This is a genomic window from Curtobacterium sp. MCPF17_050 (assembly GCF_003224435.2).
Taxonomy (GTDB): domain Bacteria; phylum Actinomycetota; class Actinomycetes; order Actinomycetales; family Microbacteriaceae; genus Curtobacterium.
The window spans coordinates 259,711-273,280 of the sequence record NZ_CP126250.1 but is presented as its reverse complement, the minus strand read 5'-3'; the positions used below and the strand labels follow the sequence as shown (position 1 = coordinate 273,280).

The 13,570-nt window shown below is 73.0% G+C and carries 16 protein-coding genes; 8 read left to right on the top strand and 8 right to left on the bottom strand.

What is annotated here, in order from left to right; all coding sequences use genetic code 11:
* Nucleotides 1-105: 105 nt before the first annotated feature.
* Nucleotides 106-267 carry a hypothetical protein gene (locus tag DEJ34_RS01345; RefSeq protein WP_181419509.1) on the top strand — a complete coding sequence of 54 codons (162 nt, stop codon included), beginning with the start codon at nt 106-108 and terminating at the stop codon, nt 265-267.
* Between the two features lie 67 nt (nt 268-334).
* Here DEJ34_RS01345 and DEJ34_RS01340 read toward each other — a convergent pair whose 3' ends face one another.
* Nucleotides 335-1,456 carry a LacI family DNA-binding transcriptional regulator gene (locus DEJ34_RS01340; protein WP_110910663.1) on the bottom strand — a complete coding sequence of 374 codons (1,122 nt, stop codon included), beginning with the start codon at nt 1,454-1,456 and terminating at the stop codon, nt 335-337.
* Nucleotides 1,457-1,587: 131 nt separating this feature from the next.
* Here DEJ34_RS01340 and DEJ34_RS01335 point away from each other — a divergent pair, with 131 nt between their 5' ends.
* The 3 genes from DEJ34_RS01335 to xylB all read left to right on the top strand — a co-directional run bounded on the left by DEJ34_RS01335 (nt 1,588) and on the right by xylB (nt 5,149).
* Entirely contained in the window at nt 1,588-2,340 is a 753-nt protein-coding gene (locus DEJ34_RS01335) for a TetR/AcrR family transcriptional regulator (protein WP_110901932.1), read from the top strand.
* A gap of 120 nt (nt 2,341-2,460) precedes the next feature.
* Nucleotides 2,461-3,654, top strand: a complete 1,194-nt coding sequence (gene xylA / locus DEJ34_RS01330) for a xylose isomerase (protein ID WP_110910664.1) — start codon at nt 2,461-2,463, stop codon at nt 3,652-3,654.
* Nucleotides 3,647-5,149 (top strand): xylulokinase, encoded by a 1,503-nt coding sequence (xylB, locus tag DEJ34_RS01325; RefSeq protein WP_110910665.1) that lies wholly within the window; start codon nt 3,647-3,649, stop codon nt 5,147-5,149. Before xylA ends, xylB begins: the two co-directional genes overlap by 8 nt.
* 81 nt (nt 5,150-5,230) lie before the next feature.
* On the opposite strand, the gene DEJ34_RS01320 is transcribed toward xylB, so the two are convergent.
* Nucleotides 5,231-5,842, bottom strand: coding sequence for a helix-turn-helix domain-containing protein (locus tag DEJ34_RS01320; RefSeq protein ID WP_110825571.1), 612 nt, complete (start codon nt 5,840-5,842; stop codon nt 5,231-5,233).
* 66 nt (nt 5,843-5,908) lie between these two features.
* On the opposite strand from DEJ34_RS01320, the gene DEJ34_RS01315 reads away from it, so the two are divergent.
* Nucleotides 5,909-6,868: an NAD(P)/FAD-dependent oxidoreductase gene (locus DEJ34_RS01315; protein WP_110910666.1), complete on the top strand. Its 960-nt coding sequence runs from the start codon at nt 5,909-5,911 to the stop codon at nt 6,866-6,868.
* Between the two features lie 42 nt (nt 6,869-6,910).
* Here DEJ34_RS01315 and DEJ34_RS01310 read toward each other — a convergent pair whose 3' ends face one another.
* Genes DEJ34_RS01310 through DEJ34_RS01300 form a run of 3 tightly spaced genes read right to left on the bottom strand, consistent with a single transcriptional unit; the run spans nt 6,911 to nt 8,543 of the window.
* On the bottom strand, nt 6,911-7,348 hold the full coding sequence (locus DEJ34_RS01310; protein WP_110910667.1) for a DUF6314 family protein: 438 nt from the start codon (nt 7,346-7,348) through the stop codon (nt 6,911-6,913).
* Nucleotides 7,345-8,010 carry a pentapeptide repeat-containing protein gene (locus DEJ34_RS01305; RefSeq protein ID WP_110901927.1) on the bottom strand — a complete coding sequence of 222 codons (666 nt, stop codon included), beginning with the start codon at nt 8,008-8,010 and terminating at the stop codon, nt 7,345-7,347. The genes DEJ34_RS01310 and DEJ34_RS01305 overlap by 4 nt, the downstream gene beginning before the upstream one ends.
* 50 nt (nt 8,011-8,060) lie before the next feature.
* Nucleotides 8,061-8,543, bottom strand: coding sequence for a MarR family winged helix-turn-helix transcriptional regulator (locus DEJ34_RS01300; protein WP_258368174.1), 483 nt, complete (start codon nt 8,541-8,543; stop codon nt 8,061-8,063).
* 115 nt (nt 8,544-8,658) lie between these two features.
* Here DEJ34_RS01300 and DEJ34_RS01295 point away from each other — a divergent pair, with 115 nt between their 5' ends.
* Nucleotides 8,659-9,261: a hypothetical protein gene (locus tag DEJ34_RS01295; protein WP_110910668.1), complete on the top strand. Its 603-nt coding sequence runs from the start codon at nt 8,659-8,661 to the stop codon at nt 9,259-9,261.
* A 42-nt stretch (nt 9,262-9,303) separates the two neighbouring features.
* Nucleotides 9,304-10,302, top strand: a complete 999-nt coding sequence (locus DEJ34_RS01290; protein WP_110910669.1) for a signal peptidase I — start codon at nt 9,304-9,306, stop codon at nt 10,300-10,302.
* 39 nt (nt 10,303-10,341) lie between these two features.
* Here DEJ34_RS01290 and DEJ34_RS01285 read toward each other — a convergent pair whose 3' ends face one another.
* From DEJ34_RS01285 to DEJ34_RS01275, 3 genes are all read right to left on the bottom strand, one after another.
* The gene (locus DEJ34_RS01285) at nt 10,342-11,202 is read right to left on the bottom strand and encodes a LamG domain-containing protein (RefSeq protein ID WP_110910670.1); all 861 of its coding nucleotides are present in this window, start codon (nt 11,200-11,202) and stop codon (nt 10,342-10,344) included.
* Nucleotides 11,199-12,083, bottom strand: a complete 885-nt coding sequence (locus tag DEJ34_RS01280; RefSeq protein ID WP_110910671.1) for a S24/S26 family peptidase — start codon at nt 12,081-12,083, stop codon at nt 11,199-11,201. Before DEJ34_RS01280 ends, DEJ34_RS01285 begins: the two co-directional genes overlap by 4 nt.
* A gap of 94 nt (nt 12,084-12,177) precedes the next feature.
* Nucleotides 12,178-12,825 carry a COG1361 family protein gene (locus tag DEJ34_RS01275; RefSeq protein WP_110910672.1) on the bottom strand — a complete coding sequence of 216 codons (648 nt, stop codon included), beginning with the start codon at nt 12,823-12,825 and terminating at the stop codon, nt 12,178-12,180.
* A gap of 211 nt (nt 12,826-13,036) precedes the next feature.
* Between DEJ34_RS01275 and DEJ34_RS01270 the strand changes: the two genes are divergently transcribed.
* Nucleotides 13,037-13,510 carry a MarR family winged helix-turn-helix transcriptional regulator gene (locus tag DEJ34_RS01270; RefSeq protein WP_284180696.1) on the top strand — a complete coding sequence of 158 codons (474 nt, stop codon included), beginning with the start codon at nt 13,037-13,039 and terminating at the stop codon, nt 13,508-13,510.
* The last annotated feature ends 60 nt before the right edge of the window (nt 13,511-13,570 follow it).

The window sequence follows — 13,570 nt, the reverse complement described above, 5'->3', positions numbered from 1 at the left end:
CGACGGACCTCCGGACCGGGTCGGACGCCATCCGTGACGGAACGCCCTCCGAACACGTCATGAGGAGAGAGCCGGGCGACGGACCCGGACGACTGGAGGACATCGATGGCCGACCCGATCCCGACCGAGGACCGCTGCCCGAGCGTGTTCGACCGGTGGCGCTGTGGGCTCCCACAGGGCCACGGCGGACTGCACGCGTGGACGGACGCACGCGGTCGGACGACCTGGAACGACACCGCTCAGGGCCGCCGGCTGCCGGACCTGTGAGCACCGGACGCGGCTCCCGCGGTGCCGCGTCGACCGGTCACCCCACCTGCGCGGCCCGCGCCGGCCGTCAGCGTCGGACGGGAGGCGCGTCCCGCGTCCCGGGACCGGGTGCGGCCGTGGAGTCGCGCACCACGAGCGCCGTCGCGAGTTCGACCCGGACCGGCCCGTCGTCGAGGTCCCCCACCGGCTCGGTCGCGCCCCCCGCGTGCTGGCGGAGCGCCATCCGTGTCGCCCGCTGGGCCATCTCCTGCAGTGGCTGCCGGATCGTCGTCAACGCCGGACGTGCCCACCGTGCCGGTGCCACGTCGTCGAACCCGACGACCGACAGGTCCTCGGGCACCCGCAGGCCGGACGCCCGAGCGGCGTCGAGCACGCCGAGGGCCTGCAGGTCGTTGCCCGTCACGATCGCGGTCGGTCGGGGCGCCGTCGCGAGGAGCACACGGGCTGCGCGCTCGCCGTCCGCGCGGCTGAAGTCGGCGACGACGACGTGCCCGGCCGCCCCGTCGTCGACCGCAGCCGTCCCGGCGGAGGTGGTCCGGGCCTCCCGTCCGGCCGCGGCGAGCGCCGCGCGGTGACCGGCCAACCGGTCCGCGGCGCAGCGCATGTCGAGGGGCCCGGCGATCGCGGCGATCCTGCGGTGCCCGAGGTCGAGCAGGTGCTGCGTCGCGGCCGCTCCCCCGGCGGTGTTCGTCGCGCCGACCACGGGGACGTCGGCGGGCGGGTCGCCGACGGGGTCGACGACCGTGAACGGGATGCCCCGCGCGCGGAGCTGGTCGCGTCGGCCCGCGGTGAGGGCGGAGAACTGCAGGACGACCGCCACCGGGCGGCGGTGCAGCACGCCGGCGATCCAGTCCTCACCCACGGCGTGGTCGGCGCCGAGCGCCGAGAGGGACAGCGCGTAGCCGTGCTCCCGGGCGACCTGCTCGACACCGCGGACGATCTCGATCGACCACTCGCTGGCCAGGTCCTCGACGACGAGCTCGACGAGGGACCCGGGCTCGGGCGGACGGTCCCGCTGGGCGTAGCCGGAGGCGGCGAGCAGGTGTTCGACGCGCTCCCGGGTCGGACCGGAGACACCGGGGCGGCCGTTCAGGACCTTCGACACGGTGGCGAGCGAGACCGAGGCCCGGCGGGCGATCGTCCCGAGGGTCGGCCGCGAGCCGGACCCGCCCGCAGCGTCGACGCCCATGCAGCGAGTATCGCAGCACGCGCAGTCGCTGCCCCGCCTACTGGGGCAGGCACCACCGCGGGGACCTTCGCCAGACTGGCGGTGCACAGCCCCGTCCACCCTTGGGGGCCGAACGACGAACCGAGGCTGCGATGACCACCGATGCCCGCTCCGCCGACAGCGCCACCGGCACGGAGACCGACACGACCGACACGGCACCCCGGGTCGACACCGGCACCGGGGCGGGAACGGGCACCGGGGCGGGAACGGGCACCGCGGACGACGAGCGCCTCGAGCAGGCACGCCTCCGCATCCGCATCGCCGAGGCCGCCATCGAACTCATCCGCACCGGCGACAGCCTGCACCTGACCGGTGACGCCGTCGCGGCCCAGGCACGGATCGCCCCGGAGCTGGTGCAGCGCGAGTTCCCGACGTGGGAGAGCCTGCTCGCCGTCGCCGTGATGCGGTGGCACGAGGTCCGTCTGCGGCCGCTGCTGGAGCACGCCACGGGGGACGGTGCCGTCGCGTTCCTGGAACGCCTGATCGCGGCGAACCTCGCCGACCCCCGCATGATGCGCCTGCTGGTCAGCAGCTTGACCGCGGGTGCGGACCCGCTGAACCCGGCGGCGCCGTTCTACCGGAACCAGTACGAGGCCTTCCACCGCACGGTCCGGCAGCTGTTGGACAGCGACGTCGCCACCGGACGGGAAGCGGCGTCGGTCGACACCGGGAGCGCCGCCGTGCAGCTGCTCGCCCTGTACGAAGGACTGCAGCTGCAGGGCATGCTCCGGCAGGGCCTCGACGTCCTGGCGGCGTTCCGGACGGCGACGACGGAGCTGCGCCGCGGCTGGGCCCTGCGCGGGCCGGTCGCGGGCGGCGGCCTCGACGGCGTCTACGACCTCTGACGCCCGGCCGGGAGGCGCGGGGCGGGGCGTCGGCGCGCCGTCGAGGGGTTGCGCTCGGGCCGGTGCAGCGCATATGTTCTCGCTGACAACAAATCCGCTCGACGACGATCGGCAGACCCCATGGCAGTGCAGCCCACCCGCGACGACAAGTTCTCCTTCGGTCTCTGGACCGTCGGCTACAACGGCTCGGACCCCTTCGGCGGCCCGACGCGCCCCCAGCTCGACGTGGTCGAGGCGGTCGAGAAGCTCGACGAGCTCGGCGCCTACGGCCTCACCTTCCACGACGACGACCTCTTCGCGTTCGGCTCGACCGACGCCGAGCGTCAGACCCAGATCGACCGCCTCAAGGGCGCGCTCGAGTCGACCGGCCTCGTCGTCCCGATGGTGACCACGAACCTGTTCTCCGCGCCGGTCTTCAAGGACGGCGGCTTCACCTCGAACGACCGCGACGTCCGCCGGTTCGCGCTCCGCAAGGTGCTCCGCAACGTCGACCTCGCCGCCGAGCTCGGTGCCGAGACGTTCGTCATGTGGGGTGGCCGCGAGGGCGCCGAGTACGACGCCGCCAAGGACGTCCAGGCGGCGCTCGAGCGCTACCGCGAGACCGTCAACCTCCTCGCCCAGTACGTCACCGACAAGGGCTACGGCATCAAGTTCGCCATCGAGCCGAAGCCGAACGAGCCCCGCGGCGACATCCTGCTCCCGACGCTCGGCCACGCGATCGCGTTCATCGACACCCTCGAGCGCCCCGAGCTGTTCGGCGTGAACCCCGAGGTCGGCCACGAGCAGATGGCGGGCCTGAACTTCACCGCCGGCATCGCGCAGGCACTGTACTCGGGCAAGCTCTTCCACATCGACCTGAACGGTCAGCGCGGCATCAAGTACGACCAGGACCTCGTCTTCGGTCACGGCGACCTGCAGAACGCGTTCTCGCTCGTCGACCTCCTGGAGCACGGTGCACCGCAGGGCGGCCGCGCGTACGACGGCCCGCGTCACTTCGACTACAAGCCGTCCCGCACCGAGGACTTCACCGGCGTCTGGGACTCGGCCGCGGCCAACATGCGCATGTACCTGCTCCTCAAGGAGCGTGCCCAGGCGTTCCGCGCCGACCCCGAGGTGCAGGCAGCCCTCGAGGCGTCGAAGGTCACCGAGCTCGCGCAGCCGACGCTGAACGCGGGAGAGTCGTACGACGACTTCCTCGCCGACACCTCCGCCTACGAGGAGTTCGACGCCGACGCGTACTTCGGCGGCAAGGGCTTCGGCTTCGTCAAGCTGCAGCAGCTCGCCCTCGAGCACCTCATGGGCGCTCGTGGCTGATCTCGCCTCCAGCGCGACCGACCCCGGTGACGTCCTCGTCGCCGGGGTCGACTCGTCCACGCAGTCCTGCAAGGTCGTCGTCCGGCGGGCCGCCACCGGCGAGGTCGTCCGCTCCGGCCGCGCGTCCCACCCGGACGGCACCGAGGTCGACCCCACCGCCTGGTGGGACGCCCTCGGCACCGCCGTCGCGGACGCCGGCGGGCTCGACGACGTCGCCGCGATCGGCATCGGCGGGCAGCAGCACGGCATGGTCGTGCTCGACGCCGACGGCCGTGTGATCCGCCCGGCCCTGCTCTGGAACGACGTCCGCAGCGCGGCCGCCGCCGCCGAGATGGTCGAGGAACTCGGCCGGGAGGCGTGGGTCGCCCGCACGGGTCTCGTCCCGGTGGCCTCGTTCACCGCCACGAAGCTGCGCTGGCTCCGCGACGCCGAGCCGGAGCACGCGGCCCGCGTCGCGGCGGTCGCGCTCCCGCACGACTGGCTGTCCTGGCGCCTCCGGGGCTACGGCCCGGCGGACGAGAGCCCGCTCGGCCCCGACCTGGACGCCCTGGCGACCGACGGCTCGGACGCCAGCGGCACGGCCTACTGGGACCCGGCCCGCCGCGAGTACGACCCGGAGCTGTTCGAGCTCGCCCTGGGCCGTCCGCTGCGCGGGGCCGAGACCGGTGACGACGGCGACGCGGTGATCGTGCCGCGCGTGGTCGCGCCGTCCGCGGCGATGGGCACGCTCGAGCAGGACGTCGACCTGCCGGGCGGTGCGCGGGCCTCCCGCGGGCTCGTCGTCACCGCGGGCGCGGGGGACAACGCCGGCGCCGCACTCGGCCTCGGCCTGGCGGCGGGCGACGTCGCGGTGTCCCTCGGGACGAGCGGCACGGTGTTCGGCGTGACCGACACCGCGATCGAGGACCCGACGGGCACGGTCGCGGGCTTCGCGGACGCCACGGGTGCCCGCCTGCCGATCGTCACGACGCTCAACGCGGCCCGCGTGCTCGAGGTGGTCGGCGGCCTGCTCGGCGTCGACCACGCCGAGCTCGGGCGGTTGGCACTGCAGGCGCCGGCCGGTGCCGACGGGCTCGTCCTCGTGCCGTACTTCGTCGGTGAGCGCACGCCGAACCGACCGGACGCCACCGCGTCGCTGCTCGGCATGACGCCGTCGACGACGGACCGGGCACACCTGGCCCGGGCGGCGGTCGAGGGCATGCTCTGCGCCCTCGCCGACGGCCTCGCGGCGGTCGAGCGCACGGGGGTCACGGTCGAGCGACTCCTGCTCATCGGCGGTGCCGCACAGAACGAGGCCGTCCGGGTCGTCGCCGCGCAGGTGTTCGGCCGCGAGGTCCTCGTGCCGGAACCCGGCGAGTACGTCGCCGCCGGCGCTGCCCGTCAGGCCGCGTGGGTCGTCACCGGGTCACTGCCCGGCTGGTCGATCCCGACCACGGCGATCCCCGCGGACCCGCACCCCGAGGTGCTCGAGCGCTACCAGGCCGCCGTCGGCTGACCGCGGAGCGCACGTCGGCGGCGGGGCGCAACGCGATGACGTTGCGGCTCGCCGCCGCCGTCGTGTCCGGCTTCCGTGCCCTCAGCCAGCCCGCGGGCTGGACCGGACGTGCGCCCGCTCCCCCTGCGGCCCGTACAGGCAGAGCACCTCGGTGACCTGGTCGGTCACGTTGCCGACCCAGTGCGGGGTGTGGGTGTCGAACTCGACGACCTCGCCCGGGCCGAGGTCGAACACCTCGTCGCCGAGCGCCAGTCGGAGCCGACCGGACAGCACGTAGAGCCACTCGTAGCCCTCGTGGGTCTTCAGCGTCGTGTCCGAGCCGTGGTCGTGCGGCTCGATGAGCTGCTTGAACGAGCGCACGCCCCCGGTCCGCTTCGTCAGCGGGATGACGACACGGCGACCGTGCCGCTCGGGCTTGAGGTGCACCCGGGGGTCCCCGGTCGCCGGTGCCCCGACGAGGTCGTCGAGCGGCACCTGGTACGCGCGGGCGAGCGGCAGCAGCAGTTCGAGCGTCGGCTTCCGCTGGCCGGACTCCAGCCGGGACAGGGTGCTCACCGAGATGCCGGTGCGCTCCGCGAGTGCGGCGAGGGTGGTGCCCCGTCGCGTGCGGAGCGCCCGGAGCCGTGGGCCGACCGCGTCCACGACGTCGGCAGTCGTCGGCTCCGTGGGTCGGGCCTCCCGTGCGTGTGCCATGCCCCCATGTTGCCATGCCGGCAACGGAGCTTGCCGCGGAGGATCCGCTCGGCGGAGGATCCCCACATGTCCGAACTCCATGACGTCATCGTCGTCGGCGGCGGTGCCGCCGGCCTGTCCGCAGCGCTCATCCTGGGGCGCTCGCGCCGCTCCGTGCTCGTCGTCGACGCGGGCGAACCGCGCAACGCCCCCGCCGAGGGCGTCCACAACTACCTGGGCCAGGAGGGCACCGCACCCCTCGACCTCGTCCGCGTCGGCCGAGAGGAGGTGGCCCGCTACGGCGTCACCGTCACGGACGGGAGGATCGTGGCCGCGTCCGCCGCGCCCGTCACCGAGGACGACCCGGTCGGGTTCCGGCTCACCCTGGACAGCGGCGAGGTCGTCGCAGCACGCCGCGTGGTCATCACCGGCGGTGGCGTCGACCTGCTGCCGGACGTCCCCGGACTGGCCGAGCAGTGGGGCCGCGGGGTCGTGCACTGCCCGTTCTGCCACGGGTGGGAGGTCCGCGACCGACGGATCGGCGTCCTGGTCACGACACTGGCCGGAGCGCACCAGGTGCAGATGTTCCGGGCCCTCAGCGAGGACGTGACGGCCTTCGTGGCCGAACCGGGCGCCGTCGACGACACCGTCCTCGCCGGTTTCGCTGCACGGGGGATCACGGTCGTCCACTCCCCCGTCGCGCGAGTGCTGTCCGACGGCGACCGGCTCAGCGGCGTGGAGCTGCCGGACGGGTCCGTCGTCGGACTCGACGCCCTGGCGGCCGCGAGTCGTGTCGAGGCCCGGGTCGACTGGGCCGCGGGACTCGGACTGACGCCGGTGGACCAGGAGGCCAACGGGACCCGGTTCGGCCGGGTCCTGGCCGTCGACGCGCTCGGGAAGACCGACGTCCCCGGCGTGTACGCGGCCGGCAACGTGGCGAACGCGATGCTGACGGTCATCGGCTCGGCGGCAGCGGGTACGCAGACCGGGGCCGCGGTGCACGGGGACCTGCTGCAGGCGGACGTGGCGGCGGCACTGCGGCGCTGATCGGTCCGGCCGCGTGGCTGCGGCTGCGGCGGTGCACCGGCGTCACCGCGTCGGCGTCAGCACGCTGTCGAGCACCAGGTCCTTGGCCGGGCCATGGGCCTCCCACCGGACCCGCCACCGCTCGGGCGTCCCGGTGAGGAGGCCCGTGTAGTCGTCCGGCGCACAGGCGTGCTCGACGCGGTCACCCCACGCCCAGTCGTGGAACGGCCGGCCGTCGGCGAAGTGCACGTGCCACCGGTCACCGGTGCCGCGACGGACGGACAGGGTGCGCCACACCGGCGTCTCGGTGGCACCGAGGACCATCGTCCCCGCCTCGTGCCAACGTACGGACCCGTCGTCCTCGGCCATCAGCTCGGTGGAGCCGGTCACCGTGCCCGACACCCCCGCGAGGCGGTCGTGCACCGTCCGGTGCAGGTCCCACCGCCCGAGCAGGTCGGTGGGCAGCAGCAGTGCCGGGGCGGATGCCTCGGTGGCCGTCACTCGACCCGGTACCCGGCCTGTGCGGCGAGCAGCGGCGCGAGCGTGTACAGCTGCTCGCCGCCGATCGTCGCACCGCGCAGCCCGTCGAGCCGCTCCACCCGGTCGAGGTCGGCGTCGCGGAGGTCCACGTCCTCGATGCGGGTGTCCGCCCCGGCGACCTCCCGGATCGTGCTGCCCGGGAAGGCCACGCGCTGCAGCCGGGCGTCCGCGATGTCGACCTCGTCGATGACGCAGTCGCGGAACACCACGTCGGTGAGGACCGACGCGCGGAGGTTCACGAACCCGAGCTTCATGCCGACGAACTCCACCGCGCTGAACGAGCTGTCGTACAGCTCGGCCGACCCGATCCGTCCGCCGGCGATCCGGACCTCGCGCCACGCACCGCTCTGGGCGCGGAGCACGGGGGCGTCCAGCACCTCGACCACGGTGTCCCGGATGCGGAGCCCGCGCAGGTCGGCGCCGTCGGCCCGGAGGGTCCCGACGACGCACTCCTCGAGCTCCAGGTCGGGCAGCCGCTCCCCCGCCACGTCGAGCACGTCGATGCGCTTGCCGTCGATCCGGTCACCGGTCAGCACGTCCCCGGCTCCGGGCGACCACGGCTCGAGGTCCGCCGGTTCGGTCAGGGTGATGCGGGGCGCCGCGACGCCGGTCTTCCGTGCCATGCCCCCAGTCTGCCGCGGACGGACGACCGCGGGGTCGTGCACCGGGGTCGTCAGACGTCGGGATCGTCCGGACGGGCGGCTGCTCGCAGGGCGTCAGCCATCCGCCCGGTGAAGTCGATGAACAGCTCGAAGGACTCGGGAGCAACGGCGCCCTCGAGCACCTGGCGGTACGCGGCCCGCACGGACCCGAGGACCGCGACCCCGTCGAGCGTGAGCTCGATCCGGACGCTGCGCCGGTCATCGGGGTTCCGGACGCGGTCGAGCAGTCCCTGCCGGGTGAGCCGGTCGAGGAGCGCGGTCACGGCCCCCGTCCCCATCTCGAGGTACCCGCCGAGCTCCTTCGGCGTGCGGTCGTCGTCGACCGCGCCGAGGAACTGCAGCGCGCGGAGGTCCACCGGGTTCAGACCGTGCCGGACGGCGAGGTGCTGCATGAGGTGCGCGTGCTCGACCTGTGCGCCGTAGAAGGTCGCCACGGCCTCGTCGAGGAGTCGATCGAGGTCGGCGGTGGAGGGGCGCCGGGGAGGTGCGGTCACGTGCCGAGCATAGTCGACATCCGTTCATCACGAAGATTGACAAACTCGAAAATCGAGGCGTACAGTCGCAGATGCCTCGAAAATCGAGGCGACACGATCAGGATGGAACCCGGAAATGCGTCGCCCTACCCGCACCCTCGCTCGCCTCGGCACCTTCGCCGTCATCCCCGCCGCGCTGCTCGCCGCCGGCGTCGCCGTCTCCACGGCGAGCTACTCGGCCTTCTCGGCGACCTCGTCCGACGGTGCCGACAACTGGTCGATGGGCACGGTCGCGTTGACGAACGACGCCTCGAACGGCGCGCTGTTCTCCGCGTCGAACCTGAAGCCCGGGTCCACCGGCACGAACTGCATCGCGGTGACCTCGAGCGGCAGCCTGCCGAGCGCCGTCCGCATGTACGCGAAGGACGTCACCCAGACCAAGGCCCTGGCCTCGTCCGTGACCCTGCAGGTCAAGCAGGGCGCTGGCGGCGGCTACGGCACCTGCGACGGGTTCACGGCGGCGACCGGGACCGACGGCACCCTCTACGACGGCTCGCTCGCGTCCTTCGTGTCGACCCGGAAGGACTACGCGTCCGGCCTCGGGACGTGGAAGACCGCGGGCACGAAGCCCGAGACGCGGACCTTCCAGATCACGTACACCGTCTCCCCCGACGCACCCGCGACCCTCATGGGCGCCACCGCCAGCCTCGGCTTCACCTGGGAAGCCCAGAACCTCTAGTCCCTGCCCACCATCGCACGCCCACCGGACAGGAGGATCGGCATGCGCTCGTCGTCGTGGCTCCGGTTCACGGTCGTGCTCGCCGCTCGTGGCGTCATCGCGGCACTCGTGGGCGTCGCGTTCTGGGGCATCGCTCCGCTCGCACTCGGGTGGCACACCACCACCGTGATGACGGGCTCCATGCAGCCCACCCTGCTGCCCGGTGACGTCGTCGTGAGCAAGCCGGTCCCGGCCCACGACCTCCGCGCGGGTCAGGTGCTGCTCTTCCCGGACCCCGACCACGCCGGCGTGCTGCGCCTGCACCGCCTCCACGACGTGGACGCCCGCGGCGAGCTCGTCACGAAGGGCGACGCGAACCCGGAGGCGGACTCGACCGCCGTCACGCGGTCCTCGGTCGTCGGGGTCGGGTACCTGCGTGTCCCGCTCGTCGGGCTCCCGGTCGTCTGGGCCGCAGAGCACCGGACCGTGCCCCTCGTCGCACTGGCCGCCGGGATCGTCGTGCTCGCCGGGTTCGCCGTGGTGCCCGCCGTGCGCACCCGCACCGACGACCCGACCGACCGGCTCCCGCACCACGGCCGTCACCGTGCCGCACGTCCGCGCCGCCCCCGCGCCCGGGCCGTCGTGGTCGCGGCGACGGTGTGTGCCGTCGTCGGGGTCGCACTGCCCGCACCCGCGGCGGCCGCTGCCTTCGCAGCGACCACGACCACCGGGGCCAGTTCGATCACCACCGCGGTCGCCACCCCGGTGACCGGGCTCACCTGCACGAACGTCGGCAACGCCGCGGTCGACGTGGCATGGACCTACTCCGGGGTCGCACCCGAACGCTTCACCGTCCTGGTCGACGGGGCCGCGAGCGGGATCAGCACCGGTGCGGGCGAGCGGGACGTCACGCTGGGCGCGTCGGACTTCTTCGTCTGGAAGACGTCGACCATCAGCGTGCGCACCGACCTCACCGACACGTGGACGGCCACGTCGCCGTCCACCGTGCGGATCACCACGATCCGGCTGTTCGGACTCGGCCGCACCTCCTGCGCCCGCTGACGGGCCCGGTCGAACGCCGGTCCGCGGCCGACCCCGGCGTCAGCGCCCGGCGGCGTAGTGGCTGCTCACCTGCGCCGCGGTGAGCACGGAGTTGTAGACCGCAGCGAACCGCATCGAACCCGTGAAGTACGGGTTCGCCGGCGCTCCGGGCCAGCCGGAGATCGTGTCGTACCCGATGCGCCAGTACCCGGTGTAGTTCTCCGGCGCCGTGTAGTTCGCGTTCGAGGCCACGAGCGCGCCGTCGACGTACAACCGCATGCCGGTCGTGGCGGACATCGTCGAGACGACGTGGTGCCACGCGCCGTCGTTGTAGGACTTCGGCGAGGTCACCACCTGCGTGGCCCCGTTGTAGGCGCCGAAGACGAGCTGCCCGTTCGTGTTGAGGTAGATCTGCCGGTCGTGCTGGCCGGAGACGGTGACCTGGCTGCCGCCGAAGCCGATGAGCAGGCCGCCGGCCACCGAGGTGCGGAACCAGACCTCCTCGCTGAAGGTCACGGGGTTCCGCTGCGCCGCGGGGGTGGAGAGGAAGTCGGACGCTCCGTCGAGGAGCCACGCGGTCCCGGGGTCGCGGGGGCAGGCGACCGGGCTCGGGGCGCTCGCGGTCATCCCGCCCTGGTAGGTGCCGTTCGCGCCCTTGCCGGAGAAGTCGGCCGCGGTCGTCGAGCCGGACGGCTCGGTCAGCTTGTACGCGAACAGGGCATTGCTGGCGGTGGCGTCGAAGCCGACCGCACCGGTGCAGGTGTTCGACGCCGCGGTGCCGGCGGAGTTCGACCCGTTCGTCACCTTCGCGCTGAAGCCCGAGCGGGTCGGGGCGAACTGGTTGACGAGGAGGACGACGGCGAGTGCGACGACCAGCAGGAGCGCGACGACCTTGCCGTCGCGGAGACGACCGGGGTTCACGAGGGCCGCACCGTCTGCACGCGTCCGACCACCAGGCAGAGGACGAGCGGGACCAGGCAGGCGGCGACGAGCAGGGCCCAGCCCGTCGGGTTGAGGTCGATGCTCGACATGAGCTGGTAGTGACCGTGCCGGTTGAGCTCGGTGATGGTGACCCGCCCCACCTCGCCGTCGACGAGGTGCACGGCGTTGCCGCCGACCGCGTCGACGCGGACGGGGAAGATCCCGGAGGAGACGACGGTCGCCTCGACCGAGCCGGGGGACGTGCTGTTCGAGATCGTCGTGACGTTGACGAAGGGCTTGAGCAGGAAGGCTGCGTACGAGACCGTGAGCGAGCCGCCGGCGATGCGCAGGCTGCTCCGGGTGACCCGGTCGGTGAAGGCGCTGGTCAGGCCCCAGATGAGGAGCGTCCCGACCAGGAGGACCGGGGCGGCCTTGAAGAGCCAGCCCAGGTGCGGGACGAGCAGGACCGGGGCGCCGACCAGGTCGTCCTGGGTCAGGGTCCACGGGTCGGCGGCACCGTTCACGTCGCCCCGGGCGCGGATGCCGCCGTCGGGGTCGATCTCGATGACCCGGTGGGTGTACACGACGTCGGGGTTCGCGGCGACGCTGTACGAGACGATGTCGCCGACGCGGAGCGACGAGGCCTGCACGGGCATGTCGAGCACGAGCGTGCCGACCGGGGCGGCTTCACCCATCGACGGCGTCTCGACGACGAACCAGCGGCCGCCGTTGGTGAGGAACAGCATCGCGGCGGTCAGGAGGACCGCGGCGATGACGGCGACCGACCAGGCGAGGACGGACTCGGAGCGGCTGAACGCCCGCCCACGCAGGAGCGGCCGCGGCAGTGTCCCGCTGAGCGGGATGGCCGAGGTCTGGCTCATGTGCTGCTCCGTCCTGGTCGGTGTCGGTCACGGGTGATGGCGACGCTCGACCGTAGGGGGGTCGGTCGAGCGTCGCCGGTCTGGGCGGGGCGGATCAGGCCGTGAAGGTCCAGGTCATCGGGACCGAGGCGGCGAGGCCCTGGTAGGTGTTGCCGGCCGAGGAGTCGAGCGTGACGGCGAAGTTGAAGGGGACGCTCGCACCGGCGGCGGGAGCGGTGGGCAGCGAGATCGCGGCGGCGCCCTTGAAGCTGGCGAGGGTGCCGGAGAAGACCGTGGTGGAGCCCGAGGTGATGACGAGGTTCATCTTCGCGCAGAGGTCGGTCGCGGTGCCGTTCGACGTGCCGTTCGCCGTCTGCGTGCAGGCCGCACCGGGGGTCAGCGTGAAGGTGTTCGCGGCGGCGGTGCCCGTGTTCTTGATGGTGATCGGGGTGTTGACCGTGTTGCCCGGGGTCATCGTCGTGCTGCCACCGAACTTGTTGATGGTCGAGCAGGTCGCCGAGTTGGTGGAGACCGAGCCGCCGTCGGTGCTGAGACAGGTGACCGACGCGTTGGCGTTCTGCTCCTGCATGATCAGCGTGCCGCTGGCGGCGGTGTTGCTGCTGTTCGTGATGCTCGCGGCGAACCCGGAGAGGGTGCCGGTGAGCGAGAGGGAGAGGAGCACGGCCGCGAAGATGCCCGCGAGGAGCGCAACGGGGGCGAAGCGGAGGCGCTTCAGCGGGGAGGTGCGGAGCGGGTTGGACACGGGGTACCTCGATGTTCGGTGGTCGATGTGGGGGTGCAATCCTTCGGAGGAGTGATTGCTTGATGATCAAGATAATGACCGGTTGAGCCAGATGGAAGCCCGAGTCCGCCCCCAGAGCGGGGGCCACGGCAGGACGGGAGGCGCGACGGCGTCCGGCACGGTCGTGTCGGCCCGGTACTCTTCCGCAACGAGCGAGGGGCGGGACCAGGTGGTGACGGGACAGGACGAGGACGGCGCGACCGACCTGATGGCCGCGTTCGACGCGGTCGTCCGCGCGAACGCGAGCCTCGTCGGGCAGTTGAGCGCCCGTGCCGGCGTGCACGAGAGCGGCCTGCGTGCGCTGGTCCTCGTCAGTGACACCGGGTACTCCACCCCGACCGAGGTCGCCGGGTTCCTGGGCCTGACCTCCGGCGCCGTGACGAACCTGATCGACCGGCTGACGTCCGCCGGTCTGCTCGAACGGACCCCGAACCCGAACGACCGCCGCGGGTCGCTGCTGCGCCTCCGTCCTGCGGGCGAGGAGGTCGTCGGCGACTACCGCCGTCGCTACGTCGCGATGCTCCGCGCCGTCGACACCCGGCACCGCGGTGACCTGCACGCGGTCCTCAACGACCTGGCGACCGGCCTGTACGAGCAGGCGGCGACCGCGGCACCCACACCGGGGTCGGACGAGGCGTCCCGCTGACCGCCGGTCCGTCCTGACTGCACGCTCCCCGCACGACGACGGGCGCCACGGTCGGTGGGG

Bases quoted from the DNA above. Each gene is read 5' to 3' on its own strand.
- DEJ34_RS01345 (WP_181419509.1), top strand. From the start codon at position 106: ATGGCCGACCCGATCCCGACCGAGGACCGCTGCCCGAGCGTGTTCGAC.
- DEJ34_RS01340 (WP_110910663.1), bottom strand. From the start codon at position 1,456: ATGGGCGTCGACGCTGCGGGCGGGTCCGGCTCGCGGCCGACCCTCGGG.
- DEJ34_RS01335 (WP_110901932.1), top strand. From the start codon at position 1,588: ATGACCACCGATGCCCGCTCCGCCGACAGCGCCACCGGCACGGAGACC.
- xylA (WP_110910664.1), top strand. From the start codon at position 2,461: ATGGCAGTGCAGCCCACCCGCGACGACAAGTTCTCCTTCGGTCTCTGG.
- DEJ34_RS01320 (WP_110825571.1), bottom strand. From the start codon at position 5,842: ATGGCACACGCACGGGAGGCCCGACCCACGGAGCCGACGACTGCCGAC.
- DEJ34_RS01315 (WP_110910666.1), top strand. From the start codon at position 5,909: ATGTCCGAACTCCATGACGTCATCGTCGTCGGCGGCGGTGCCGCCGGC.
- DEJ34_RS01305 (WP_110901927.1), bottom strand. From the start codon at position 8,010: ATGGCACGGAAGACCGGCGTCGCGGCGCCCCGCATCACCCTGACCGAA.
- DEJ34_RS01295 (WP_110910668.1), top strand. From the start codon at position 8,659: ATGCGTCGCCCTACCCGCACCCTCGCTCGCCTCGGCACCTTCGCCGTC.
- DEJ34_RS01290 (WP_110910669.1), top strand. From the start codon at position 9,304: ATGCGCTCGTCGTCGTGGCTCCGGTTCACGGTCGTGCTCGCCGCTCGT.
- DEJ34_RS01280 (WP_110910671.1), bottom strand. From the start codon at position 12,083: ATGAGCCAGACCTCGGCCATCCCGCTCAGCGGGACACTGCCGCGGCCG.